The organism is Psychrobacillus sp. OK032, assembly GCF_900111345.1.
Taxonomy (GTDB): domain Bacteria; phylum Bacillota; class Bacilli; order Bacillales_A; family Planococcaceae; genus Psychrobacillus.
The window spans coordinates 1-26,847 of the sequence record NZ_FOGY01000001.1; the positions used below are offsets into that span (position 1 = coordinate 1).

31 protein-coding genes are annotated in these 26,847 nt (G+C 35.6%); 4 read left to right on the forward strand and 27 right to left on the reverse strand.

What is annotated here, in order from left to right:
* The 3 genes from BMZ04_RS00005 to BMZ04_RS00015 all read right to left on the reverse strand — a co-directional run.
* The coding region (locus tag BMZ04_RS00005) for a helix-turn-helix domain-containing protein (RefSeq protein WP_143128249.1) at positions 1-223 on the reverse strand (223 nt) is incomplete at its 3' end.
* Positions 208-525, reverse strand: coding sequence for a helix-turn-helix domain-containing protein (locus BMZ04_RS00010; protein ID WP_093262864.1), 318 nt, complete (start codon positions 523-525; stop codon positions 208-210). The genes BMZ04_RS00010 and BMZ04_RS00005, both read right to left, overlap by 16 nt.
* Positions 526-748: 223 nt before the next feature.
* The gene (locus BMZ04_RS00015) at positions 749-1,666 is read right to left on the reverse strand and encodes a serine hydrolase domain-containing protein (RefSeq protein ID WP_177184263.1); all 918 of its coding nucleotides are present in this window, start codon (positions 1,664-1,666) and stop codon (positions 749-751) included.
* Between the two features lie 250 nt (positions 1,667-1,916).
* Between BMZ04_RS00015 and BMZ04_RS00020 the strand changes: the two genes are divergently transcribed.
* Entirely contained in the window at positions 1,917-2,756 is an 840-nt protein-coding gene (locus BMZ04_RS00020; RefSeq protein WP_093262871.1) for a tyrosine-type recombinase/integrase, read from the forward strand.
* Positions 2,757-3,029: 273 nt separating this feature from the next.
* Here BMZ04_RS00020 and BMZ04_RS22630 read toward each other — a convergent pair whose 3' ends face one another.
* The 5 genes from BMZ04_RS22630 to BMZ04_RS00040 all read right to left on the reverse strand — a co-directional run bounded on the left by BMZ04_RS22630 (position 3,030) and on the right by BMZ04_RS00040 (position 5,879).
* Complete coding sequence (locus BMZ04_RS22630; RefSeq protein WP_255367736.1) at positions 3,030-3,656, reverse strand: phosphotransferase; 627 nt, start codon at positions 3,654-3,656, stop codon at positions 3,030-3,032.
* Between the two features lie 83 nt (positions 3,657-3,739).
* A complete protein-coding gene (locus BMZ04_RS22635) occupies positions 3,740-4,126 on the reverse strand; it encodes an aminoglycoside phosphotransferase/kinase family protein (RefSeq protein ID WP_255367737.1) in 387 nt (128 codons plus the stop codon).
* Positions 4,127-4,304: 178 nt separating this feature from the next.
* A complete protein-coding gene (locus tag BMZ04_RS00030) occupies positions 4,305-4,787 on the reverse strand; it encodes a GNAT family N-acetyltransferase (RefSeq protein ID WP_093262874.1) in 483 nt (160 codons plus the stop codon).
* Positions 4,788-4,809: 22 nt separating this feature from the next.
* Complete coding sequence (locus tag BMZ04_RS22640) at positions 4,810-5,112, reverse strand: hypothetical protein (protein WP_255367738.1); 303 nt, start codon at positions 5,110-5,112, stop codon at positions 4,810-4,812.
* A 230-nt stretch (positions 5,113-5,342) separates the two neighbouring features.
* Entirely contained in the window at positions 5,343-5,879 is a 537-nt protein-coding gene (locus BMZ04_RS00040; RefSeq protein WP_093262878.1) for a DUF3967 domain-containing protein, read from the reverse strand.
* Between the two features lie 373 nt (positions 5,880-6,252).
* Between BMZ04_RS00040 and BMZ04_RS00045 the strand changes: the two genes are divergently transcribed.
* Positions 6,253-6,819, forward strand: a complete 567-nt coding sequence (locus tag BMZ04_RS00045) for a hypothetical protein (RefSeq protein WP_093262881.1) — start codon at positions 6,253-6,255, stop codon at positions 6,817-6,819.
* Positions 6,820-6,914: 95 nt separating this feature from the next.
* The gene (locus BMZ04_RS00050; RefSeq protein ID WP_093262885.1) at positions 6,915-7,277 is read left to right on the forward strand and encodes a hypothetical protein; all 363 of its coding nucleotides are present in this window, start codon (positions 6,915-6,917) and stop codon (positions 7,275-7,277) included.
* Between the two features lie 554 nt (positions 7,278-7,831).
* Here BMZ04_RS00050 and BMZ04_RS00055 read toward each other — a convergent pair.
* The 8 genes from BMZ04_RS00055 to BMZ04_RS00095 all read right to left on the reverse strand — a co-directional run bounded on the left by BMZ04_RS00055 (position 7,832) and on the right by BMZ04_RS00095 (position 12,985).
* A complete protein-coding gene (locus BMZ04_RS00055) occupies positions 7,832-8,557 on the reverse strand; it encodes a DUF4386 domain-containing protein (RefSeq protein ID WP_093262888.1) in 726 nt (241 codons plus the stop codon).
* Positions 8,558-8,588: 31 nt separating this feature from the next.
* Positions 8,589-8,822, reverse strand: a complete 234-nt coding sequence (locus BMZ04_RS00060; RefSeq protein WP_093262892.1) for a helix-turn-helix transcriptional regulator — start codon at positions 8,820-8,822, stop codon at positions 8,589-8,591.
* 1 nt (position 8,823) lies between these two features.
* A complete protein-coding gene (locus tag BMZ04_RS00065) occupies positions 8,824-9,270 on the reverse strand; it encodes a hypothetical protein (RefSeq protein WP_093262895.1) in 447 nt (148 codons plus the stop codon).
* A gap of 453 nt (positions 9,271-9,723) precedes the next feature.
* A complete protein-coding gene (locus tag BMZ04_RS00070) occupies positions 9,724-10,107 on the reverse strand; it encodes a hotdog domain-containing protein (RefSeq protein ID WP_093262898.1) in 384 nt (127 codons plus the stop codon).
* 28 nt (positions 10,108-10,135) lie between these two features.
* The gene (locus BMZ04_RS00075; RefSeq protein WP_093262902.1) at positions 10,136-11,053 is read right to left on the reverse strand and encodes an MBL fold metallo-hydrolase; all 918 of its coding nucleotides are present in this window, start codon (positions 11,051-11,053) and stop codon (positions 10,136-10,138) included.
* 172 nt (positions 11,054-11,225) lie between these two features.
* Positions 11,226-11,429: a hypothetical protein gene (locus BMZ04_RS00080; RefSeq protein WP_093262906.1), complete on the reverse strand. Its 204-nt coding sequence runs from the start codon at positions 11,427-11,429 to the stop codon at positions 11,226-11,228.
* Between the two features lie 550 nt (positions 11,430-11,979).
* Entirely contained in the window at positions 11,980-12,177 is a 198-nt protein-coding gene (locus BMZ04_RS00090) for a hypothetical protein (RefSeq protein ID WP_093262912.1), read from the reverse strand.
* A 184-nt stretch (positions 12,178-12,361) separates the two neighbouring features.
* Positions 12,362-12,985, reverse strand: a complete 624-nt coding sequence (locus tag BMZ04_RS00095) for a trimeric intracellular cation channel family protein (RefSeq protein WP_093262915.1) — start codon at positions 12,983-12,985, stop codon at positions 12,362-12,364.
* Between the two features lie 230 nt (positions 12,986-13,215).
* Between BMZ04_RS00095 and BMZ04_RS22645 the strand changes: the two genes are divergently transcribed.
* A complete protein-coding gene (locus BMZ04_RS22645; RefSeq protein ID WP_255367739.1) occupies positions 13,216-14,136 on the forward strand; it encodes a hypothetical protein in 921 nt (306 codons plus the stop codon).
* 109 nt (positions 14,137-14,245) lie between these two features.
* Here the strand turns inward: BMZ04_RS22645 and BMZ04_RS00105 are convergent, their stop codons facing one another.
* The 11 genes from BMZ04_RS00105 to rny form a co-directional block, all read right to left on the reverse strand.
* Positions 14,246-15,070, reverse strand: coding sequence for an alpha/beta fold hydrolase (locus BMZ04_RS00105; RefSeq protein WP_093262918.1), 825 nt, complete (start codon positions 15,068-15,070; stop codon positions 14,246-14,248).
* A 510-nt stretch (positions 15,071-15,580) separates the two neighbouring features.
* Positions 15,581-16,288 carry an ABC transporter permease gene (locus BMZ04_RS00115; protein WP_093262924.1) on the reverse strand — a complete coding sequence of 236 codons (708 nt, stop codon included), beginning with the start codon at positions 16,286-16,288 and terminating at the stop codon, positions 15,581-15,583.
* Positions 16,285-17,133, reverse strand: coding sequence for an ABC transporter ATP-binding protein (locus tag BMZ04_RS00120; RefSeq protein WP_093262928.1), 849 nt, complete (start codon positions 17,131-17,133; stop codon positions 16,285-16,287). The genes BMZ04_RS00115 and BMZ04_RS00120 overlap by 4 nt, the downstream gene beginning before the upstream one ends.
* Before the next feature lie 119 nt (positions 17,134-17,252).
* Positions 17,253-18,269, reverse strand: a complete 1,017-nt coding sequence (locus BMZ04_RS00125) for a LytTR family transcriptional regulator DNA-binding domain-containing protein (protein WP_093262931.1) — start codon at positions 18,267-18,269, stop codon at positions 17,253-17,255.
* Positions 18,270-18,412: 143 nt separating this feature from the next.
* On the reverse strand, positions 18,413-18,847 hold the full coding sequence (locus BMZ04_RS00130; RefSeq protein WP_093262934.1) for a YlbF/YmcA family competence regulator: 435 nt from the start codon (positions 18,845-18,847) through the stop codon (positions 18,413-18,415).
* Positions 18,847-20,394 carry a tRNA (N6-isopentenyl adenosine(37)-C2)-methylthiotransferase MiaB gene (gene miaB, locus BMZ04_RS00135; RefSeq protein ID WP_093262938.1) on the reverse strand — a complete coding sequence of 516 codons (1,548 nt, stop codon included), beginning with the start codon at positions 20,392-20,394 and terminating at the stop codon, positions 18,847-18,849. Before miaB ends, BMZ04_RS00130 begins: the two co-directional genes overlap by 1 nt.
* Positions 20,395-20,962: 568 nt before the next feature.
* Positions 20,963-21,829, reverse strand: a complete 867-nt coding sequence (locus tag BMZ04_RS00140) for a 2-oxoacid:ferredoxin oxidoreductase subunit beta (protein ID WP_093262941.1) — start codon at positions 21,827-21,829, stop codon at positions 20,963-20,965.
* Positions 21,829-23,571, reverse strand: a complete 1,743-nt coding sequence (locus BMZ04_RS00145; protein WP_093262944.1) for a 2-oxoacid:acceptor oxidoreductase subunit alpha — start codon at positions 23,569-23,571, stop codon at positions 21,829-21,831. The genes BMZ04_RS00140 and BMZ04_RS00145 overlap by 1 nt, the downstream gene beginning before the upstream one ends.
* Before the next feature lie 335 nt (positions 23,572-23,906).
* Positions 23,907-24,173, reverse strand: a complete 267-nt coding sequence (locus BMZ04_RS00150; RefSeq protein WP_093060206.1) for a stage V sporulation protein S — start codon at positions 24,171-24,173, stop codon at positions 23,907-23,909.
* Positions 24,174-24,258: 85 nt separating this feature from the next.
* Positions 24,259-25,056, reverse strand: a complete 798-nt coding sequence (locus BMZ04_RS00155; RefSeq protein WP_093262947.1) for a TIGR00282 family metallophosphoesterase — start codon at positions 25,054-25,056, stop codon at positions 24,259-24,261.
* A gap of 52 nt (positions 25,057-25,108) precedes the next feature.
* The gene (gene rny / locus BMZ04_RS00160) at positions 25,109-26,671 is read right to left on the reverse strand and encodes a ribonuclease Y (protein ID WP_093262950.1); all 1,563 of its coding nucleotides are present in this window, start codon (positions 26,669-26,671) and stop codon (positions 25,109-25,111) included.
* Positions 26,672-26,847: the final 176 nt, after the last annotated feature.

A 26,847-nucleotide genomic window follows, 5' to 3' on the forward strand; every position in this document is an offset into this window, starting at 1 on the left:
CTGGGTACAGAGCGGCAATCTTTCGATAACCATATCGGAATTTATGCTGTTTGCACAAGTCGCCAATCTGCTGATCTCGAATCTCCTTTTGTGTGGATTGATCCGCATTCTTTCTCCAACCATAGTAGGACGAGCGTCCTACACCTAGATGACGACAAATCTCGCCAATTGGCATAATATCCTTTAATTCTTCGACTAATTGAATTACTACTTTTTGCGCCACTCCCTTTCCAATTCCGCGTACTTTTTTAAAACTTCAATCTGTTGCTTCAAATCCCGATTCTCTGCCTGTAGCCTGGCTGTCTCGTTTTCATATTCCGGTCCTTTGCCGAAGGCATATTGTTTACCAACTGGTTGTTTAAGCCGGTGTATTTCTCCATTTCGATACCAATGCATCCATCTCTTCAATTGCGTTTTGTTTCGAATGCTCAATTTTTCCATTACTTCCTTTACCGGTACCTTAGCTAATCGCATTTCAATCGCCTTCATTTTCACTTCTACTGGATAACTGACTCTTGTCCCCATAAAAAAACACCTCCGCAATGAATTTAGGTATTGTATACCCGTTTTCAACGAAAGGTGCTTTTATTTGTCTCATTTGTTTAGGTCAGTGCAGAATAAGAAAAGGGACTCTTATTCAACAATCGCGCCCGATTGTTGAATATCAAGATAGTGATTTCTCCTTTTTACAAGATACTTTTATGATCTCGGAAGAGGAGATAAACCCCTTTTGATTTGTATAAATGTCTCACTCATCCATCCAACTACCTAAAAGTTCTTCGAAAAAGAGTCTCGGCGCAGATTGCTGGTCATATTGTAGATGGCTTTTTACTACAGCCATTATATTTAACTTCGGTACAATAAATATATATTGTCCGTATAACCCACTAGCATAGTAATATTCCATTTGGGTGTTATTATTAGTACTTTCATAGGTCCATAACTGATAACCATATCCACGTGTTCCTTCAATAGTAGTATCGACTTGTTTGTACGGTCTTATCATTTGTTGGAGAAAGTCGGATGAAATCAACTGCTTTGAATTAAATTGCCCTTCGTTTAAAAATAAAAATCCAAGCTTCACCATGTCCTCTACATTTAATGAAATACTAAAGCCCTCTCCGTGAATTCCTTGAGGGTCCTTTACCCAAATGTATTTATTGATCCCTAATGGATGGAATAAATACTTCTCGGCAAACGATGCGGTAGAAGTACCGGAAATTTTTTGGATAATTGCGCTTAATAAATGAGAGTTTCCATTATGATATTGAAAGGTTGAACCCGGTTTATGTATCATTGGTTGATCTAATATGAACTTAACCCAGTTTTTTGAACCTTGAAAATTTCCTACTTGTAACCCCGAGGTCATAGTCAACAAATGAAATAGTGTGATTTCCTCCTTCATTGGGTCATTAAATTCTAGTATTTCTGGAAAGTAGTGATGAATAGGTTCGTGAATATTTTTTATTAGCCCTTTATCGACCATAATTCCAATTAATATAGATATAATACTCTTTGTAATGGAATAAACCTTTGACGGCTTTTCTACGACTTTTTTATTCTTTAAATATTCAAAGATCCGTGTATTTCCTTTATGAATGACAAAAGCTTCAATTTTAATCTTTTTGACCTTCTTCTCTAACTCATTAAAAGATATTTCACTCATACTTCTAATCCCTCTTCCACTAACTTTCGTCATTAGTTTATGTGCATCACTTTATAAGTCAACCTAAATTTTAACATAAATTCCGTACTTTTACGAAAGACATTATTCAATTAAATGGCCCGATTGCTGAACAACAGTTAAACAACACTCTTCAACTAAACTGCCGCGTTAGTAAAAATACACCCTATGTCTATAATTCTATTAAATTGGCAATAATCCTTTTAATATTACTATTTTAGGGGGAATGGAATTGTTACTGTCAAAAGCATGGGCTTCGTTTGAAGCTGATAAGCGAATAGAGGGCTTTTCGCCACAAACCTTGAAGGCCTACCAGTTACAGTCTTTGCTACTAATTGGTTACTTTAAAGATGTACAGATGGAATTGCTGGATACAAATCAACTGAAGGAATATCTCGCTATATCCGGCAAGCATTTAAAACCTGCCAGTCTTGCACATCGTATCCGCTTTATGAAATCATTTTTTCGTTGGTCCCATGAAGAAGGCTACCTGAGTAAGAATCCAACTTCCAAAATTAAAGAACCCAAAGTAGGGAACCGGATACCCAAATATTTAACCGAACGGGGTATTGAACACCTTCGTGAATCCTGTCATTCCCCAATAGAAAAAGCAATTTTCGAATTCATGTTTTCTACCGGTTGTCGAATTGGAGAAATAGTTTCGTTAGAAAAGAACCATATTAATTGGTCCAATCAATCCGCGATCGTGAGAGGAAAAGGCGATAAGGAAAGGGAAGTTTATTTTAATACACGTTGCGATATATGGCTTAAACGCTATATGGAAAGCCGTAATGATTATAATTCAGCTATCTTTGTGACAACAAGGCAACCACATAAAATGAGTGTCGCTCAAATGCGATATATCATCAAGCGGATCTCCAATCGTGCGGAAATTAATAAAGAAATTCATCCACACCAACTTAGACACAGCTACGCAACTCATTTAATGAATAATGGAGCTCCTATTGAAGTCATACAAAGTCTTATGGGGCATGAGAAGAGTGAAACCACCAAGATCTACGCTCAGCTGAGCGGAAGGTTAAGAAAGGAGTATTATCAGAAGTACTTTTAAATGGAAAAGGAGCAACGTATTAAAGGACGTTGCTCTCTTTGACTAAAGCACCCGTTAGTTGAATAAGAATAATTTTAAGTAGCAATATTTATAGAAAATAAAATACGGTCTTGTCCCGGACCACCATAATCAGTTTTTAAGGATACGGAAAAACCCATTGATTTATGAAATGAGATAGAACCCTCGTTAACTGGTGTAGTAATGCAACGGACAGTACTACAACCTTGCTATTGTTCTATGATTATTTAGTCGTCATCTTCGGAAATTGGTGGATTAAATATTTAGTTCCTCACACTCGAAAGGTTCTTCGCACGAGAACACTTCATGGAAAAATCCCTTATACGGGATATCTTCTTCGAGGCATTTTATGCTATATGACAACTCCTCATCGCACTTCAGCTCTTCACCGTTGTTCCGCATGACCTCGAATGCATCTATAATATTTTCCATGAGGGTAATTTGGATAAATAAGGACAAATTATTCAACATCGAATCTTCAATTTTGGTCTCAGATGTGTATCCCTCGAGTACTGTTTTGAAATAATCATCCATAAAGTCTTTTCGTTTACCGGCATCTGGTTCGAATTGTATCCAGCCTAATCCGAGCATCCAGACATTCGCCAAGTCATACATATACCAACAGAAACAAGAGTTATCGAAATCAAATACAGTGATTTGTCCGGTATCAAAGTCAATCATATAATTACCATCATTGTAATCAAAATGTACCATACCGAAAGACTCAGAGTTCTTGTCCAATCCTTCTAAGGTTTTAAGAAGCTCTACCATCTTCTCCTTAAGCAGTGGTAACGTACCCGGTATCAGATTATCGATATACTCGACATTATATTTATCAAAGAAACTATACCGGCGATGAACAGGAGCATAGCCTTTCGACAATTGGTGCAGCTTCCCGAGAACTTTACCGCAGTTATAATAGTATTCCGTAATAGGAACTCCTTCGCGATACTGATAATGATTTTCTACAAGCATTTTTCCCCTAGCCTTTTCGAACAGGCAGACAAAAAGGTGTGATTATTATGAGTAATCTCTTCCAGTAGATTTCCCTTCCGGGAGCTGATTACATTCGAGACACTACCGCCATGCTCGAATAAATATTGGATATATTCAACTTCGCCCAACAAATCCTCTCGGCTCCTGTCATTTAAATAGGCGATTCTGAGTATTTTTGCACTAGCGCCCTCTTTCTCACAGTTATAAACGACATTCCGCCCTCCGGCATGAGCATTAATTAGACTTGTTTCATAGCCTTCCAACACGTACAACTCTGATACTAGTGGACTTAAATAAGCTTCGTATATTTCAGCAACTTCATTATGATTAATAATATCTCCTCCAACTGACTTCATTTTCACCCAAGGCGGGTGTTTGTTCAAAAGTTTACATGCTTTAACTTATTCAACACCTATCCAAAAAAACCTTCTTATTCAACTAAACTGCCCATTAGTTGAATAATGTTCTAGTCTGTCCCTTAATAGCTCTTGTTCCGCTTAAGCACCCGTTAGTTTAATAAGAATTGCTTTTTAACTACCTATAATTTGTATTTTTAACCATCGTCATGAATTCTTCAAAATCCGTGCTAAATTCGTCTTTCTTAACAAAACCAAGCTTTTCATATAGATGAATAGCTCTTTGATTGAACTTTGCCACAGTTAATCGAACTGGACTACCTATATAGTTTTTTTCAATATAACGAAGAATAAAAGAACAAAATTCAAAACCGTAACCTATACCTACAATTTTAGGGTTCATACCTAGTCCCATATCAATTGAGTTATCTGAATAAACACCATTTTTTTTCCCAACAGGAACTTGAGCATTCTCTCCAGTACAAAAAAATCCAAATAATTCTTTCTTATCATTAACAAGTGCATAGTATGAACCATCGAGTCTTTCCTTAATTTCTTCATCTGTTAATACATTATTGTAGAAATCATATGGTTTTTCATATTCCCAGCTAAGTATATCTTTTGCTATTTCTTCATTCATATTTTGTATAAATAATTTCATATTCTACACCCCTTCTCATATATCAATTCGATAATCTGGAGGATAATCCTTCTTCAACTAAACTGATGCGTTTGTTCAATAAGAAAAAGTGCTTTACCCCTTCTTGAAGTAAAGCACCCGTTTGTTTAGGAAGATTGATTGATTGATTATTTATTAATTCATCATAAGGCTTTTTGGGATTAGAAATATTGTTATCAATAAAGAACTTTGCCTGATTTTTAAACATATCAATGTAAGAATCCCCACTAGTGGTTAAATCTCCTAATTCATCAACGTCTCCTTGAACTTGTACATTATCATCTTTTAAATCAACAATAACAGTCATATATGTTTCTACTTTGTATAAAACAATACAGGTTACTTGTTGTTTTACTAAATCAACATGAGGATATTCATGACGTACTCAGGTTGGTTTAAAAATCGTATATCCAACATTAGATTTATCTTTATTATCATTCATTTTTACACCCCATTAATGAAATTTATTATAAATACCTATATTCATTTTTTTGTGCTAACCTGCTTCGTTAGTGAAAAGTTAAGGTCTATATAACATTACTTCCAAAACTCCCACCATTTCTTTTTTGGTTCTTCTGCAGAAGCGATTGCAAGTTGTTTTTGGGTTTCCATCGTTTCCTTTAATGCCAGCATCAACTTCTGATCACGTTCTTCTAACCTATTACTTATGTATTCCTGTTGCTGCTGTAATTGTTTTAAAAGCTCCTTATTAAAATTTTCTTGGTTTTCTTTAAAAGATGCAAATTCCTCTAATAAATCGCTATAACGTGCGCCATATCGAGAATCCTCTGTGTCACCCTCCGTTATATCGGTTCCGTTTTTCCATGCTACGACTGACTTCGCTGCTTGTTCTAGCGTCATATCACTACCATTTTTAAGTTCTATAAATTTCTTTAAAACAATACTATCCGCATCGAAAAATGCACGATGTCCTTGTTCATTTTTAAGAAACTTGTAGCCGTTTTTTTCTAAGATTAAACAATATTTTCTTAAGGTACTTTCCTGTATCTTTAAAGTTCCAGCTACATCACTGGAACTATAAACCGCTTGTATTTGTTGGGTTTTATCCGACATAGCGCACACCTCTTTCTTGTTATAACGTATTTCATACCGTTATACACCCAGATTTGAATAACTATTAGAAAAATAGGCACCAATAGTAGAATATACTTAAATATAAGTGAAATTCCCTCTATCTTATTTATTTCTCCATCACATTTAATTTCCCTTCTTAAATACCGCTTTAGTTGAAAAGAAAAAGGGGCTATATTACTAAAGTACCTTAAGAAACTACTACAGAAATTGAAATGATACCCCACCAGGGAAAAATTTCCCATAGCACCCTTTCTTTTTAACTGTTTTGTAAATTACGGTATACTATTTTCAGAATAAATGGAATAATGGCGCTAGAGTGCTCTGAAAAAATAATAGATTAGGAGGAAATAAGATGTTAAAAAGAATCTTTGTTGTATTTAGTGCCTTACTTGTATTGTCTGGTGGTCTTTTCTCTTTTAGTAGTACGAGCTATGCTAGTACTACTGAGTTTGAAGATTTAAGAGCTCAGAAAAAAATGATTAAAGCAGCAGAAAAAATCTCTAGTTATTTTTCTGTAGATGAAAATGAGAATATTATCTTTAATGCTGATCGTGATACCTTAGTTAATGAGTTAGGAGTATCAGAGGAAGATGCTGATTTGATGATTCAAGCAGCTACTGAATTAGTGCCTTCTGAAGAACCACAAATGCAAGCATATGGATTTGTTGGAGTGCACCTTAATTTAGGTCCTAAAGTTCGAGGAATGAGTGGATGGGCAGCAGGTGCATTTGCAGGTGGTTATGTAGGATGGTATGCCAAAACATTTGCTGTTAATCCGGTTACTGCCGGTGTAGCCGCTCTTATTACTGCTAGCACAGTTCTTGTTGTAAAAGATGCAGTTGAAAAAAATCTTAAACGGGTTTCTATTGGTTCAAATATTCCAGGTTTAAGTTTGGCTTACAACGTGGATATTCCATAATTTTTTAAAAACAGAGAAAGTGAATGTTACAATATTCACTTTCTCTCACTGTTGATTTTATAGTTAGTAAATAAAAAAGAGGTGTTTTATTTAAAATGTACTTAATTTTATTCACAATAGTTTATTGTTTTATAACACAACTTATAAATATTTCATATGGACCTGCTTTAGGAATTTTTTTAGTGACATTTGGCTTTCTTAAAGGTTTTTTTAGTAACACTCAAAGTAATTTTTTAAATCTAGAAAGTTCTAAAAAATTGTATAAAAAAAATGGATTTAAAGATTCTTTAATAGAATTAATATCTTTAGTATTAGTTTATATTAATTCTTATTTAATTGATTATGAGCCTTTCACTCTTTTTGAATTCGTTTTTTTATTTGCTAGTTTTGCAATTTTATATCGTTTCTTATTTTGGGGTATAACACGAACATTTAAAGAGAGAGAAAGCAACCGTTAGTGAAAAATCATTAAAAACTCTAATACCACCCTTTGAAGAATACCCACTCTTCATTCTCCCTTGAAAATATAGATTTGCATTCTTACATCTTAAAATAACACCTGAGGGATACTTTGGATTATCAACTACAACCTTTGTTGTACATTTTTCATAATCACACTTAGGACATTTTGGTCTCATATCTTTGTAATTTTCATCTAACTTCTCCTTAAATTAAATACATATTACACCTTATTTTATCATTTACTTCTTCAACTAAACTGCTGCGTTAGTTTAAGTTAAATAAAATGTCTTCACGTATTGATGAATAAAGAAGACAAAATAATTCTTCTAGGTGATGAGTTAGCGAATTCAGCATGTTACGTATCCTAGGTGAGGAAGAAGAACCAAATGAAGGATCAATATGTTGGCGAATCACTACAACATGTGTCCATTTCCCGCTGATAACGCAAAGTATTTTAGAGGCAATCAACATTCACTTTTTGACTGCCTATCAATGAGTACTGCATTGTGACAATGTCATAATCCTGTACTCTTTTATTGTATTAATGCAGTCAATCTGCCTGAGCTAATCTCTTGTCGTTTGCTATTTTTGAAAAGGCAGAAAGTGCAGATTCATTGAACCCCTTAACAAGGAGCCATACAGCTAATATCATTTCAAATGCTGCTATTGGAAGCGCCAAAATACCCCAAGCAGAAAGTTGTTCAACTATTCCAAACAGTACTAACAAGGCATTAATAAATACCATCACTGCTCCTGACATACCCAAGATAGATAAAAATCTGGGTACAAGCTTGGATTTATAAAATATATAACTATACATAATTGTGTTGATACCTAACATGAAAAGAGGTCCAAGCATAAACGTCCAGTCATGTATAGCTTTTAATAAAATTCCTGAAGCTTGATAAGAGGCAGGATTCGCAACTCCAGCTGCTACAAAGTTCTGGCTTAACGTCAATAGAGACAGTACGCTAATTATACCAACAGTAATTATAACGGCTTCAAGAAACCTGAAGTAAACATGCCAAAGAGCTATAGTTTCATTATACTTTCTTAAAATTGGATACATTGTCGTTGCCGTTCCCACCACTGATACGACCAGAATTAACTCTAAAAGTGCTCCTAGTGTCACCTGATTTGCATGAGCAGAACCTTTAATTAAGTAATCGGAACCATTTAGGATCGGATCGTACAATAAAAGGCCAATTACTGCCGAAGATGCTGCAAGTAAAAACAGTACTCCCGCAATTTTTGCTGCTTTCTGATTTGAATTCATTTTTTATCCCCTTTTTTAAAATTCAAAAACGTTATTGTTTTTTCAAGTATGTGGTGTCCCCGTAAAAGAAAACTTCTTCTAATGGTAAGTTAAAGGCTAAGGAAATGCGAAAGGCCAGTTCTAGTGATGGCGAGTAGTTTCCTTTTTCGAGAGCCACGATAGTTTGTCTTGTAACACCTGCCTTGTCAGCTAATTGCTGCTGGGTCATTTCATCATGGTTAAACCGTAATTTTCGGATGTGATTACCGACAAGATTTTTGCTCATATTAGACACCTTTCCGATAGTAATATAGCTTAGATAAAGAGCCAACCACATCTGAGATGAATCCTGAAGCAATTAAAATAATAAACATAATCTGTGACCATGGATTAAAAATTAACGACCCCATTGCAGTAACAAAACCGATGATAAACACAAATAAAGAGTTTCGCTTTGCTTTTAAGTCAATTAATTTATCCAATTCGTCTGCGAATGATGGTTCTTTTTCTCTTGTTGTAATTCTAAACAAAATGTTAAAAATAATACTAATTACGATGTGTGCTACTATAGAGACCACAGTTAAAGTGAGAACGAAGAAACCCCAATAGCGAAAAGTTTCGGACGAGTCTAGTCCCCCTTCTGGATACTGTGGATACATATACAAACAAAAGGATATAAAAATGAAAATAGCGCTGATTAACGAGACAATGCTTTTCTTTTCTTGATAAGTCATGCTTACATACCCCCTTTAAAATTAAGTAAGTGCTGTTTTACATATTGTATTGTATGCTATACATTATGTAAGGTTGACTATACATGAAATAAAATTTATTCAATGAATAATGAGAAAGTATAAATGAAGATCCAAACGGTTAGGAAAGCTCAAGAACGAACTAAGAATAAATGATTTTCTGAACTTCTTCATAACATCAAAAAAAGCAATGCTAAGAGACAGCAATGCTTTTTTATAAAATAAGTTTAATATTTTTTGTTTCATATTTTCAGTGTTCCAAGTATTTTGATGAATAGGATCTGTCCTATAATACTACTGATTTCCGTTACAGGCGGACGCGTTTTGCGGGGTGAGCGTTTTGATTTATTTTCAAAAAACGATAAGTCGTTATAGGTTATGACGTAACAATTAGCTAACTAAAAGTATTTATTAACCTTAAAGTATAATAAGAATTTAAAGTATTACGCCTGAAAAATCGCCTTTCAATACTTCTTTTTCATTCTGATTTTTACATATAAAAGAAGCAGTTATAGCTATTCTATTATTTTTGTTCTCCTGTCTCTCGAATTTTTCAATTTTAACTTCACAGATTATCGTATCTCCCGTAAACACAGGTCTTAAAAACTCAAAATTCATTTTACGGGCCAGTACATTATTATCTCCACCCACTTTTGTTGGCAGAGTTGCCGTCAGTAACCCTTGAACTACCAGTCTTCCCTGTTCATCTGGGGTTAAATGATGAATCCCTTCATCTCCCGATATTTCCGTAAATAACTCAACATCCCTTACTGTAAAATCACGCTCAAACGTAATTAGATCTCCCACTTTTAATGACATATACATTTCCCCTTTAAAATGTCTTTAACTAAACCTTCCATTCTCTGGGTTTTATATTCTTTTCTATCCATTCCTTTTCTGGTACCTGGTATGGAGCGGTAGCGATTAAATAATTATCATGCCAGATTGCTGCTCCGGAGCGAATCATTTCATCGAGCAGGATTTGAATAAATTCTTCCGGTTGAACCTGGAAAGAATAGCGCGCAAAATCCTGGAACCAACCGCACTGTAACAGGTAGTTATCGATTTCTTCTTTTGCCAATCCGTTTTTCATTATTAATGTGAATGAAAAAATTCTCTTGCAAGCATGCCATGAAATTTTCTCTGGCATTTTAATCCACTTTTCAAACCTTCTCCTTGCCGAATCCATGGCAGCTTGAGGATTCTCTATTTCTGGTCCATGTCCTGAATAAGCCCTTTTGATCTTAAGCATAGACAGCCGCTCCAAACTTTCTAAAGATCGTTGAATAGATGAAACGCCCTCGCGAAAGATATTTAACCATCCAATATCATTACTATGGAAGAGATCCCCGGTAATTAAAGTCTCTTCTTCCGGTTCATACAATGAAATATGCCCTAACGTATGTCCTGGTGTGTGCAACACTTGTAAGGTTCTGCTTCCTGTATGAATCTCATCATTATTTGAGAGTTTTCTGTCGACTCTATATGGTTCAACTGGTTGATCTAGCCATTCTGCACTACAGGCTTCAGGGTCACAAGCATTAATTAAATCAGCTTCCCATTTATGAGCAGCAATCGTAACGCCATAATTTTTTTGTAGATAAAAATTGCCGCCCACATGGTCACTATGATAATGAGTGTTCACAACAAGGTGTAATTCTTCTGGTGAAACACCTACTTCTTTTATTAACTGTTCCGTCTCTTTCACATCACTACCAAAACCAGTATCGATAAGAATTGGGAGCTCATCCTTAATAAGAACCATGTTTGCGCTTGGAAATTTCCTTTCAAAGAAAATAATATTGGATTTGTTCAGAATCTATCCCTCCTAAAATTCAATGACTAAATAGTGTGATTGAGCGTTCACTCAACTATTATTATACATTATTTCTGAATATTTTAAATTAAATATTTTTATCATTGAATTTTAGCCTGTTTCATTCTTCTTCCTTTGGTCGCCTTCTTTTCCGGATTTCTATATGGATAACAAGATAAGTAATTCCTAGTACTCCAACTATTCCAAAAAATATTGCTATAAAATCTTGTTTTGAATATGTAAAGTTAATAAAACCAACAATCAAATTTATCCCTACAACGATAAATAATAGCCAATGTATATTATTCGATAAAAACTTCTTCATTAGTTTCACCTCGACTATTTGGATATTTCCCTAAATATGACAATAAAATTCCTGCACTTTAGTTTAATAAATGTGAGTTCAAAAAACAAAGAATAATGGAATGAATATTAAAGCAACTACAATCCATACACTTGTTTGATTATCAATACGTTTATTAAAAATTTTAAAATGTCCTTCAAACAATTTGAAAAAATAACCCAGAGCTAAGAAAAGTAGTACAAATATTAAAAGTTTAAACCATATATTCTCTATAATTACAAGTTCAATAAAGTAAAAATAAATACCGAACACAACCATAGCAGTTAATAATTGCATCAAGCTGAATAATCTCAATTAACCACCTCGCCTTAATCTTTAACCAATCCCCTTGTCATTATGGATGTTTGTCCAATACAGAGAGAGCTCGACTTCGTACATACTCTTGCAGTTACAACAGCATTATTAGCTAGAATAGAATGCTGTAGAGGAAACTTAATATTAATTCGAGATAAATGGTTCTTTCCCACCTAACGATGACTATTTCTTTTTTTAGTTGAATCGCTTTCAGCAATTAATCAACAAATATAGAAATTAGTAAACTTATTGCAAATAATAGATAAGCTACCTCAATTGTTATGTACGTGATATTTTCAAAAGTTGATAGTTTTCTTTGTTTCTTAGTTTTTACTAAATAGCGAAGATAAAAAGAGGAAGTAATAACTAGCACACCTATAGAAAAAGCACGTAAAATTTCTGCGAAGAGTAACAAGCAAATCAACTCCTTCATAATAAATTGTGATTAGTAAAAGATGGTTCTAAGTGATGAAGAACCACGTTTTTTCCCTTTATATTATCTACGGATAGTCATTGATAAAGTTTCGGAAATTTCTAATTACACAATTAATAAAAAGATAAAGAGTTGCCTAAGCAACCCATGTACTTCAACTAACGCATTAGTTTTTGTTGTCCAGACTTCTTTTGTTATAACCTTTATGAGGCAGATTCCAATTAAAATAGACGGACAAAATCCTTAATATAACGATTATGAGTAAGAGGACAAATGTAGCATAAGGGCCACGGACAAAATCTAAACCAATGACAAGACCAGCTAATACTGCCCAAAAGGCATAAATTCCAGAACTAAAAATCATCGGTTTTCGACCTGCGAATACATCTCTTAACATTCCACCACCTGTACCTGTCATGCAAGCTGCAATAACTACGACAATTAATGGGGCATCAATTGAAATAGCATAATTTGCACCTTGAATAGCGAATGCTGCTAAACCAATTGCATCAAAAAACACCACAGAATTTTTCCAATTACGAATCCATTTATTCGGCAATATATAGACTAAAGTAATAGCCAAAAATGCAATTTCAAATAAATAACCTTGTAACCAAAAGTCTTCAATTGGTATCCCAATTAATATATTACGTATGAGACCGCCTCCGAATGCTGTCGTAAACCCTAATACATACATACCGAATAGATCATAATCCTCTTCTATAGCGATAAGCACACCACTTATCGCAAAAGCAACGGTACCAATAATGTTAAGAATGTCCCATGTCAAAGGTTATTCCTCCTTTCTTCATTTGACCCATTTAATCGCAAAAGAGTCGTTCAAATAGGAAATTTTGAACGACTCTACTGTCTTATTTTTGCATACTACATTCATAATACCCAAAATTAGTGCTCTTAAACTAATTCCAATGTATAATGGGCTGGAAGAAGCGTTTTGTTCTTTTCATTTTTTCAAAACATAGTAATGTATTAACATCGCGATTAATGGAGGTGGAAGAAATGCAGAAAAAATCTCTTACATTGTTAGGAGTAGTACTGGCTTGGATTATTATCCTTTCCTTTTTGTTTGTTCAATCTCAAAACACTGAAATGACATTAGCTGAAAGTATAGCAGAAACTAAAAAGGAACAGCAGAAAATTGAAGCGCTCTTAACAAAAATACAGCAAACGTTAGACCAAAAAGATTATGGTGAAATAGGATTGACCTTTTCTTTTGAAGGACGTTTACTTACCGTACAGGTTAAAAATCAAGCTTTTTTAGATCAAAACGAAAAAAAATTAAAATCGCTTATTAATGATATCGTGAAAGAAAAAAAGATGGATGCTATTAACATTCAATTTGAAGCTTTTAATACGGACAGTGCTATGAGCGAGGAAGACAAAAAATTAAACGAATTAATACACGAAGTTTCCAAAATAACATCTGAATCAATGAACGAAAACGGATATTCCATAAATGCAATGATGATAGAGCCAAAAACCTCGAATCCATCTATTGACATAAGAATAGACGGAACAAAAGAGTATTATGACAAAGTAAAAGATGATATCCAACAACTTGTATCCAATGCTGTTTCTTCAAATACAAAAATAAACTTTGAAGTTAAAATAACAAGAAGAACTGAGAATGATATAAGAGAAGAAAAATGGCAACCGATTTTTAGTGCAATAAGAGAAGAAACGGATAAAAAGTTTGACGAATATAGAGGATTTGCATACTCATTCCATCCCGAACCTTTGCAAATTGTTATAAAAACAGACTTACGCGAATCTAAGTGGGCTTGGAATTCGAATAAAAAAGCCGAGCAAATTGAAAAATATGTACATGAAATAATTGAACTAAAAAGTAAAGAGTTATCAGTCGAAGAATTGCCATATGAAGTTATTATTAGAGGTAAAGATAATAAGCGAATAAATTAATGAAAAAGCTCAGGTGAACTAAGCTCTTTCATTTACATTTGCAAATGCGTTATGTATTTTAGTTTGGGCCAGAATTCAAATGATTTCCTTTGAGAAACAACCTCTCTTATTAAAGGTTGTATGATAATTGAGCGATTTCTTCAATTACCTGTGTTGTTTTTCCAGGGTTTTCTACTATTAAAAGATGAGTGCAGCTTTCAAAAGGTACCACTTTGGCATCAGGAATTTGCGATGCTAAATAGGCAGCAGTCTCTTTCGAATATAGCGTGCTCTTCTCACCGTACACTATTTGCGTAGGAACTGTGATGTTTGGCAGCACATCTCTAAAATCAGAAACCGCCATCGCATGCCACATCGCAGATAGAACATGTGGAGTATTGTTATTGATTACTTGATCGAGCTGCTCGTTTAAAAGATCCTCTGTTAAATAAGGCACAGTGATTTTGAAGAATGGTTTTGCAAATTCACTGAAATCCTCATTGATGACAGTCAAGTCTTTTAGAGAATCTTCTCTTGTATATTTTCCGTGATAGAGTCCAAGTTTCCAATCGCCATCATTGACCAATTTTGGAGTCATATCAAAAATGGAAACAGATTTCAATCTTTGAACACCATAAATTTTTACATATTCGAATGAGACGGATGCTCCCATCGAATGTCCAACTAATGTGACATCTTGAAGATTTAAATATTCCATCAATTCCTCAAGGTCTGTCGCAAATCTTTTTAATGATAAACCTTTTTCTGGCCGATCAGAACTACCATGTCCTCTTAGATCAAAGGAAACAACCTGATAGTTTCTACTCAACTCATCAAAAGACTGATCAAAAGACGTATGATCCGCGGACCAGCCATGGATTAACACGATTGTATTGCCTTCTCCTTTTTGCTGATAATACAATTTCACTCCGTCACTCGTTTCAAAAAATGCCATCTCAATTCCTCCCTTTTTGTTGGAAATATATTGTCTCTCTTATTTATTGTAGTATTCTAAATTATTAAATACAATTTTTTGAAACTATAAAAAATATAGAGTAATATTGGAGCAGATTAGTTGAGACAAAATCAAAAAATGTCTTCTTTCTACAAAGTCTGTAGACGAAGACACTTATTTCCTATTATTACCTATTTATTCATCTAAACCTTTAATGTAGAATTGAGCTTTTTCAATTAAATGCGAAACTACATAAATAATCTGACGACCGATAGTAACAAAACCGAATAAGCTAATTCTAATTAATTTGCCGCTTGGATTCCCGAAAGTAAATTCCAATAAATGGTTGAACGAGACATAACATACTGTGAACGCGACAAACTCCCCTCCGAACACGACAAACCACATCACGAACGCGCGACAAAGCGACCGCTGAACAGGACAAACCAATCTAGCAGAGTTATGTTACGAGTTAGGCGGCCTTTGTTACGCATTATTCCTAAACAGTACTTAATCAATCATACGTTTTCTATACACAACTACCGTCAACGCAAACACTACGACAACCCATATACCGATGATACCCAAATTAGAAAACACTTGGACGAAACCTGCTCCTTGTTCTACTTTTTCTGCCAGTTCGATTAATTGTACGTTTGGTAAAAACTCTGCCACTTTTAATATTGGATATTTTTCTGTCCACGCAGTTACAAATGAACCAACAGTAAATATACCAATAACCGGAAGTACAATAACAGATGATTCCATTACAGACTTTGCAACAAGCCCTAATAACGTACCAATACCAATATAAAATAACGTCGATAAAACAATAGCGAATGCTACAATCGTAATATTTGCAGGTTTATATTCAGATAGAAATGCACTAAAAAATACAATAATGATCGTTAATAAAAATGTTAGTAAACTTTTTCCACCAAGAATTTCGAGTGTACTAGCAGGAGACAGCATTAGCCCTCTTAATGTATTTTTCTCTTTTTCCTCTGCTATTAAACAGCACTGCACATATGTACCAACCATTGCAAACGTCATATTAATATTCATATAATGTGCTTGAATTGAGTCGAGTCCCATCCGACCATATACTGCTGCTAAAATAATCGGTAAAAAAATGACGATCGATACAGCTGTATTTCTTGAAAAATCTTTAAAATCTTTCTGTAGTATTGCGTTCACACGCTTCCATGAAAATGTCATATTAATTCTCCTCCCGTTACCTTCACAAAAATATCTCCTAAGGTTGGTTCATTAGAATGTACCGTTACTACACGATTTTCTTTCATTAATTGGTACATTTCTTCCGCTCCTGCTGCATCTTTACGTAGTTGTATTTTTTCATCATTCGTTAGTTCTATTGTTAATGTGGAGTCCGCATATCGCTTTTTTAACTCGCTTGGTTTATCGAGCAAGCGGATCTTTCCTTTGTTTAAAAAGGCAACCCTATTACATAATGTGTCTGCTTCCTGCATATCATGTGTCGTTAAAAAAATGGTCGTTCCTTTTTTATTTAGCGCACGTAATCCCTCATATATATGAAGTGTATTCACAGGATCTAGTGCAGAGGTCGGTTCATCTAAAAATAATAACTCTGGTTCATGCAGAATAGCCCTTGCCAAAATAACACGCTGGGTCATCCCTTTTGATAATGTAGAGACTTTTTTCTTGCTCTCTTCTTTTAAATTAACGAACCCAAGTGCTTCGTCAATTTTATGTAGCGGAAGGTCATATAGTTCACAATATAATTTTAAATTCTCATAAATTGTCAATCTTCCATATAACCCACTATTATCCGTTAATACCCCAAAACGTTTGCGTGCTTTTGGATTTTTTAAATGGGAAACATTCTCTCCAAAAACAAACGCTTCTCCTTCTGTTGGATCTAGTTGCCCTGTTAATATTTTTATCGTCGTTGTTTTTCCCGATCCACTTGGACCAAGAAACCCAAAAATTTCACCCTTCTTCACATGAAAATCGACGCCTTCAATCGCTTTAAAATTAGCAAAATATTTTGCTAAACCTTTTACTTCAATTGCATTTTCCATATTCATCCTCCTAAATGGTTAGTTGCATATTTCGTTTCTACACCACTAACATTAGGGCTTTTTCATATGGATTACATCATATTTACGGTGAAAGGAGTCATTTTCGGGGTGAATGGAGCTTATTTAAGGCCCAACATTCCCTTTAAATCGGCCATTTTCGTTTTGGATAAAGGAACAGATGATTTTTCTCCATCATCTAGTACCAGGCTATAACTATTTCTCGTCCATGTGATTACTTCTCGTACTTTTTGTAAGTTGACAATATAGGAACGGTGACAGCGGAAAAATCCGAATGGCAATAATCTCTCCTCTAATTCATTTAACGTAAAACTACAATGGAAATTTTCTCCTTTAATATGTAAAAAAGTTTGCCCCTCCGTACTTTCAATATAGTCAATTTCTGGTGGATCAAATAGGACGATTTTTTCGTTTACTTTTGTTGGTATTTTTTCAAATCGAATTGGTTGTACTATTTTTTCTTCGATTTCATCTTCTATTACGGTTTCTTTTGGTGTTTCCTCCGACTCCCCCTCTTCGGTTTGGATTACATGAAGTCCATTGTCGTCCAAACGAACGATTTTATCCGCAAGGGTTACTGCTGTTTCTAAGTGACTCGTTAATACAAGTACCGTTTTTTGCAACTTTCGAAGTTCGTTAAAAACCGCGATAAATATTCGTTTTGATTCTATATCTAAGTTTTGATCAGGCTCTTCCATTATGTAAGTTTCAGCATTTTGAATAAGTATGTATGCCAGCTGGACACGTTTCTTTTCGGAGTATGTAAGATTTTTAATTTTAATGTTTTTCTTTGAGTCAAGTTGGACTAAACGAGTAATCTCTTCGAGCGATTGTTTTGATTGATACAATTGATGGTAAAATTTAAGGAGCTCCTGGACTGTAAGAAGCTCATGTAAGCCTTCGTTTAGAAAAAAGAACGCCAACTTTTTTTCATCGGAATATTGTATTTCGCCATTAGATAATAATTTTTTTCCTAATAAAATATCAATAAGTTGCTCCCGTACATTCACATTCGAACAAATTGCAGCAACTTCCCCAGCTGTTATGGTTAAATCGAAAGCCGGAAAAACGATCGTATCATGCATATGTTTTTCCGTACCAATAAATTTCAAAGACATTGCAATATCCTCATTTCTATTATTCTCAACTTTATAATTATATCAGTAACTATATGGAAAAATGAAGGCGTTCTTTCACAAAATGAAAAGAACATGCATTAAACCATTGTAGGCTAAATGCATGTTCTTGTTCTTGCTATTTTTTATGAACAGCTATCATAAGTCGTATTTTTTACTTTTGAGCCAGTTTCGCCTCTTAATAAATCGCCTTCTGTTGCTTCAATAATTTGGTTCGTTACATTATTCGAAATTGAGTTTGCCACTAATTGTAGAAGGCTATTCACGTCACCTTGTGATTGTTTGAACTCTTGTACGATTGGCAGATCATCAATTTCCGCTTCGATTGCTTCAATTTTTCCTTCAATCATTTTCAACGCTTTTTCTTTTCCTAAATGTTGAAAGTTAACCGCTTGTTTTTGTAAGCTTTTAAGACTCGCAATTTTTTCGCGTACTGTTTGATTTTCGTTAATTTGTGCTTCTGCACGTTTAAAGAAATCTACTTCTTCTGTATTAGCAATCATCGTTGCGATTTCTTTTGCTTTTTCAATAATATCGTCTCTTGTATATTTTGTAGTCATTATATTCCCACCTCTTGTTCTTTTGGTACTTCTACTAGCTCTCCAGTAAGCGACCATGTCTTGGCATCTGTAATTTTCACTTGTACAAGCTTTCCTATAATATCTTTTGGACCAACGAAGTTAACTAGCTTGCTTTTAGGCGTATATCCTGCGAGTACATCCGGGTTATTTTTACTTTCCCCTTCTACTAGTACTTCTACAATTTGACCTTCGTATTTTTTCATAGCTTCTGCTGACATATCATTTACTAATTTATTTAAACGTTGTAGACGTTCTTTTTTCACTTCCATCGGTACATTATCTACCATTTTAGCAGCTGGAGTACCTTCACGTGGTGAGTAAATATATGTGTATGCTATTTCAAATCCTACTTCTTTATATAAAGTCATCGTTTCCTCAAATTGCTCATCCGTTTCGTTAGGGAAACCTACAATAATATCCGTTGTTAACGATACGTTTGGTATAGCAGCTTTAATCTTACGAACTAACTCTAAATAATGCTCTCTTGAATATTTACGAGCCATTATTTTCAAAATATCAGAAGATCCCGATTGAACTGGTAAATGAATATGATCTACTAAATTTCCGCCTTTTGCGAGTACTTCGATTAAATGATCATCGAAGTCTCTAGGGTGACTTGTCATGAAACGAATGCGTGCTACGTCAATCTTGCGAAGATCATCCATTAAATCACCAAAACGATAATCTAAGTCTTCGAAGTCTTTTCCGTAAGCGTTTACGTTTTGACCAAGTAATGTCACCTCTTTATATCCTTGTGCAGCTAGATGTCTGATCTCTTGTATAATATCTTCTGGGCGACGGCTACGTTCTTTTCCTCGTGTGTATGGAACGATACAATATGTACAGAATTTATCGCAGCCATACATAATGTTCACCCAGGCTTTGATCGAACCTTTTCTCACTCGTGGCAAGTTTTCAATAACATCGCCTTCTTTAGACCAAACTTCTACGACCATTTCTTTCGAAAGATACGCTTCGTTTAGAATATTAGGTAGTCGGTGAATATTATGCGTTCCAAAAATCATATCTACTTGGTTATATGTTTTTAATATTTTATTAACTACGGATTCTTCTTGAGACATACATCCACAAACACCGATTAATACGTCTGGATTATTTTGTTTTAAATGTTTTAAATGACCTAGCTCACCAAATACTTTGTTCTCTGCATTTTCACGAATGGCACATGTGTTGAGAAGAACAACATTTGCATCGTCTACCGTGTCCGTAGGTTCATATCCAAGTTGCATGAAAATTCCTGCCATCACTTCTGTGTCATGCTCATTCATTTGGCAGCCATACGTACGAATATAAAATTTACGATTTTGGCCCATTCCTTTAAATTCTTCTGCTATGGCAAAATCATTATGGTAGGCAACTTCTTCTTTACCTCGTTTTTTTGCTTCTTTTAAGGATGGTGGGGTGTAAACTGCTTGAAAATATTGACCATAATCCTTCTCGGATTTTTTGTCCGGAGAATTAGGTTCTTTCACTTGTGTACTTTGTAAACGCGATTCTTCGTTCATAGAAGACGCTCCTTTCTTTCGTTCGTAACTAATACGAATACCCATCAACCTATTATACTGAATAGAAGACATGCGCTACAAGGTATAAAGCTTAAAAGTGCTTAATTGGTCATAATATGTAATCTTTTTAATATTGAGAATTGGGCTCTTGTCTTAGGGTGGAATCTTGCGATTTGAAGGCTGTATTTTGTGATTCGGGGGTGGGGCCTTGCGATTCGATGGCTCTATTTTGCGATTCGGAGTTAGGATCTTGCGATTTGATGAGGTTATTTTGCGATTTGCTATGCTGGGGTGGATATCTTGTGATTTGCTGGCTCTATGTTGCGATTTAGAGGCGGGAATTTGCGATTTGATGAGGTTATCTTGCGATTTGCTATGCTGGGGCGAGGAGCTTGCGATTCGCTGGCACTATCTTGTGATTCGGGGGTGGGATCTTGCGATTTGGACATACTATCTTGCGATTCGATGATGTTTTCCTACTCTGGATGTTTAATTTCTAATAGTAAATTGACCTTATGTTAAGCAATAAAAAACTACCCATTTTTTGTGTGGGTAGTTTTTTTGTCTTTTACATAAAATCTTGCAATAAAGTATTAAATTCTTTTTCACTTAATTTCAAGTTTTGGTCTACGAGTGGCGTTGGTGCGTATCCGGGAACTTGATCTTGATAGGATGGTGCATTTTCATTTTGATAAATGATTCCCGTCACTAATCCTTCATTTTCCATAACCACTTGCATTGCTTCTTCGCGATTAGTATGATCATACCCTTCGACATTGGAAAGCTTCGTTAAGTTTTCTTTGAACCAGTCGTACGTATTTACTTTATTGTACGTGACGCAAGGACTGAATACATTGATGAAAGAAAAACCTTTATGGTTAATTCCAGCTTCAATGATTGCAGTTAACTCTTTAATATCAGAAGAGAACCCTTGTGCTACAAAAGTAGCTCCTGAAGTAAGCGCTAGTTCAAGTGGTTTAAGAGAAGGCTCAATTGCTCCGCCCGGCGTCGATTTTGTTTTAAATCCTTCAGCTGAACGCGGAGAAGTTTGCCCTTTTGTTAAACCGTAAATTTGGTTGTCCATTACGATATACGTTAAGTCGATATTACGGCGAATCGAATGGATCGTATGACCAATACCGATTGCAAATCCATCTCCGTCTCCACCAGAAGCGATGACGTGCAAATCTTTATTTGCCATTTTTAATCCTTGGGCAATCGGAAGTGCTCGTCCGTGAATACCGTGGAAACCATACGAGTGGATATACCCTGAAATACGTCCTGAACAACCAATACCAGAGATTACTGCTAGATCGTGAGGCTGAATACCAACATTGGCTGCCGCACGCTGAATAGCTGCTTGAACAGAAAAGTCGCCACATCCTGGGCACCAGTTTGGTTTTACATTATTACGAAAGTCTTTAAATGTCACCATTAGTTAAGCAACTCCTTTACTTGTTTTTCAAGCTGTAATGGTAAGAATGGTGTTCCATCATATTTCAGTACATTAATCACTTTATCATGACCGCCAACATTCATTTTTAATATGTTTGCTAATTGTCCTGTTGCATTATTTTCAACTACTACTACTTTTTTCGCATTTGCTACTAGTGGCTGTACTTCTTTCGAAGGGAATGGGTGGATCAACCGGATATGTGCATGATTGACTTTCATCCCTTGAGCAATAAGTGTTTGTTGTAATTCTTCTAAAACACCCCTCGTAGAATTAAAACCTACCAATAGAATGTCAGCTTCTTCATAAGGAGCACTTACATAGACCGGCTCGTTAAAGTTTACATGTTGTAACTTTTTCATACGCTTATCCATTTGAGCTTTACGATTAGATGCCGCTTCTGAAGGTTTACCAGTTTCATCATGCTCTACACCTGTAACGTGGTGAATGGCATGCTCTGTTCCTGGTAATACTCGTGGCGATACGCCATCTTCTGTTACCTCAAAGCGTTTGAAATATGATTTATCTATTGCTTCTGGAATTTCTTCATTTTGCACTAATTTACCGCGTCGAATTTCTATTTTCGAATAATCAAATGGATCTACCGTTTGTTTACCGAGTGAAAGCTGTAAATCCGATAGAATAATAACTGGAAGTTGTAATTCTTCTGCTATATTAAAAGCTTGAATTGTATCGAAAAACGCTTCTTCTCCAGTACTAGGAGCAATAACTACTTTCGGAATCTCCCCATGCGTACCATAAATCATTTGCATTAGATCCGATTGCTCTTGTTTGGTTGGAAGTCCAGTAGATGGACCACCACGTTGCGTATCGACAATGACAAGTGGCTGTTCTGTCATACCTGAAAGACCAATTGCTTCCATCATTAAAGAAAGACCAGGACCCGCAGATGCAGTAAACGAGCGAACACCACCATAATTAGATCCAATCGCCATTGTAGCTGCTGCAATTTCATCTTCTGTCTGAATAACAGCTCCACCAAATAACGGAAGCTTTTTAATCATATATTCCATAATTTCCGAAGCTGGCGTAATTGGGTATGCCGCCATAAATCGAACACCTGCAGCCAAAGCACCAAGCGCAATTGCATCGTTTCCGATCATGAACAATCGGTGTTTGCCGTCTGCAGGAACCAATTCCCACTCACCTAAACGGTCTCCTAGTTGTTCAGCCATCGTATCGAAGCCTTGTTGAATTGCCTGCATATTCTTTTCAACGACTTCTTGTCCTTTTTTACCGAAAATTTCATCAACGACTTCTTGGAAAACTGCCTTATCTAAGTTTAATAATGCAGATGTAGCTCCTATTGCCACCATGTTTTTCATAAGCGACGTACCTAGTTCTGCAGCGACTTCTGTAAATGGAACAATATACATCGGTGCTAAGCAATCTTCCGGTGCGACTGGTGAAAATTTAGCATCTGCTAAAATAACACTCTTTTCTGTTAGTTCTTTGTAGTTCACATCTATTGTTTCTTGATCGAATGCCACTAAAATATCTAAATTATCTGGAATTGTACGTACTTGTGTAGGACGTACACAGATTTTATTGTTTGTATGACCACCTTTAATACGAGAAGAGAAATGACGGTAACCGTATAAGTAATATCCAAGGCGATTCATTGCCATTGAGAAAATTTCCCCAGTACTTTCAATACCCTCTCCTTGCTGCCCTCCTACTTTCCAAGAAAGCTGTTGCAACATATAAACATCTCCTTACTGTCATAATCGAATATGTCTTTGGCGTATATGTGTTCAGATTTTGAATAAAGCAAGCTAAAATCTAAAAAATCTGTAACATACGCCGTAAGCCTTAACTTCGTTTAGCAGGGACTCGATACCCTACTAAACAAAGTTGAATACTTTTAATGTTCTTTAAATGCTTTTTACCTTCACTAGTTTACCATGAAGTAGTGCGATTCACTATGTATTCGCGATGTTTTTCGTCAAAATCAGACCTTTGACGGAATCAAATCGTCACAATATATTCGTAAAAACACAAAATGAAGTCGCTACTTATTACAGCAGCGACTTCACGCTTATTTTACCTTTTTCTCTACTAATAACTTTAAAGCAGTCCGATCTTCACCCGAAATAATAATATCCGTGAAAGCAGGTGAACAAGTTAAGTCTGTACCACTAGGTGCAACAAATCCTCTTGCAATGGCAATTGCTTTAATCGCCTGATTTAGTGCACCTGCCCCTACTGCTTGCATCTCTGCATACCCTTGTTCTCTAATTACTGCAACAAGTGCTCCAGCAACCGAATTAGGGTTTGAACGAGAAGATACTTTTAAAGAATCCACTATCATTTCTCCTTTTATAGCTAGATTATGAACTTGCTTTCGTCCATAACCTACCTTATGCTTCGCAAGGATTTTTTAGACTCTTTTACGCTTGAAATGGGTAGTCATCATTAATATATACTCGCTCTTGAGAAATTGCTTTCCCCGTAGAATTATCTACCTCTACGAAAAACCCACTTAATACGGAACGTCCACTTTTCGGCACTTCAAAACGAGTTGGCATATTCGTTTGAAAACGATATAGCACATCCTCTTTTTTCATCCCTAAAACTTCATCATAAGGTCCCGTCATACCAACGTCCGTTATATAAGCAGTCCCTTTTGGTAATATGCGAGAATCGGCTGTTTGTACATGGGTATGCGTTCCTACAACAACGGATGCTTTTCCATCCAGATGCCATCCAAAAGCAATTTTTTCACTTGTTGCTTCTGCATGAAAATCAACAAAAACAATCGGCGATACTTTCTTCGCTTCTTCTACTAGCTCTGTCGCTTTTTTAAACGGGTCGTCATGAGGTGGTAAAAATGTTCTACCGTGCATATTAATTACCGAGATGGTATGCCCATTTTTTGTAACAGACGTCATTCCTTTGCCCGGCGCATCCTCTGAGAAATTTGCAGGACGAATCAAATAATCCGTATCATCAATAAAATCCATAATTTCTTTTTGATCCCAAGTGTGATTCCCCATCGTTACGACATCCACACCCATATGGAGCAAGTCTTGAAAAATATTCTTTGTAATTCCACGACCTGCTGCAGCATTTTCACCGTTTGCAATAACGACATCCGCATTATATTTTCTCTTTAATCTTGGTAAATAACTTTCTAGTGTGTCTCTACCAATCGAACCAACGATATCCCCTATAAATAAAATCTTCATTATTCAACCACTTCCTTAACGAAAAAAAGGCTTCTTGTTAGAAGCCTTCCTTCTATTTTGCGTATTCTACAGCTCTTGTTTCTCTAATTACCGTCACTTTAATATGACCAGGATAATCAAGTTCTTCTTCGATTCGTTTACGAATATCCCTTGCCAAACGATGAGCAGTAATATCATCAATTTGATCTGGACGTACCATAATACGAATCTCTCTTCCTGCTTGAATGGCAAAAGATTTTTCCACGCCATCATAGGATTCCGAAATTTCTTCCAGTTTTTCTAAACGACGAATGTAGTTTTCTAATGTTTCACTTCTCGCACCAGGTCGTGCTGCGGATAAAGCATCAGCAGCTGCAACTAATACAGCAATAACAGAAGTAGCTTCTGTATCACCATGGTGAGAAGCAATACTATTTATAACGACTGGATGTTCTTTGTATTTCGTCGCAAGCTCGACACCAATTTCCACATGACTTCCTTCTACTTCATGGTCAATCGCTTTTCCTATGTCGTGAAGTAATCCTGCTCGTCTTGCAAGTGTCACATCTTCTCCAAGTTCAGCAGCAAGTAGACCAGCTAAAACCGCTACTTCTGTTGAATGCTTCAATACGTTTTGACCATAGCTTGTACGATAACGCAATCTTCCAAGAATCTTGATCAAGTCAGGATGTAGATTATGAACTCCTACATCAAATGTAGTTTGTTCACCGATTTCTCGAATTTGCTCATCTACTTCCCGTCTCGATTTTTCTACCATTTCTTCGATACGGGCTGGATGGATTCTTCCGTCTTGCACTAATTTTTCTAGTGCTAGACGAGCAGTTTCTCTTCTTATCGGATCAAATCCTGATAGTATAACAGCTTCTGGTGTATCATCAATGATTAAATCGATTCCAGTTAAAGTTTCGAGCGTGCGAATGTTCCGTCCTTCACGGCCAATAATACGACCTTTCATTTCGTCATTCGGTAGATTAACAACGGAAACAGTTGTTTCTGCTACATGATCAGCTGCGAATCGTTGCAACGCGAGTGAAAGAATTTCTCGAGACTTCTTATCTGCCTCTTCTTTTGCTCTTGTCTCTGATTCTTTTGTCATAACAGCTATATCCGTAGCCAGCTCATTTTCTACTTCTTGAAGAATAACTGCTCTTGCTTCTTCACGTGTTAATGTAGAAATTCGTTCAAGTTCACTTTGTTGTTTATCAACAAGCTCGTCCACTTTACTTTCTTTCCGTTCGATATGCTGTTGTCTTTCGGTTAGAGCATCTTCTTTACGCTCAAGACCTACTTCTCTCTTGTTTAGAGCATCATCCTTACGATCAAGGTTCTCTTCTCTTTGTAATAACCGATTTTCCTGTTTTTGCAGTTCCATACGGCGTTCACGGATGTCAGATTCTGCTTCATTTCGTAATTGGTGAGTTTCATCTTTGGCTTCTAATAGTGCTTCTTTCTTTAATGCTTCTGCTTCTCGCTTTGCTTCATCTAAGATGAGTGCAGAAGATTGTTTTGCACCAGTCACTTTTGAATCGTTCACGTTTTTCAGATAAATATAACCAACAACGGCACCGACGATCAGACCAAGCAAAGCGGAGATGATAATTTCAAATAATGGCATTCGAACACCCCCTATTGCTATTCTTTTTAAGTTTCAGTCGGCTCATATATGCAAATACATACATGTATTGCCTTTTCATCATTTTATAAAGAAATTATACAATTTTAATTGTATAGATGTAGAAATACTCTGTCAAGGAAACGATAGGAATATTATTGATTTTACAAGGTTTTTTA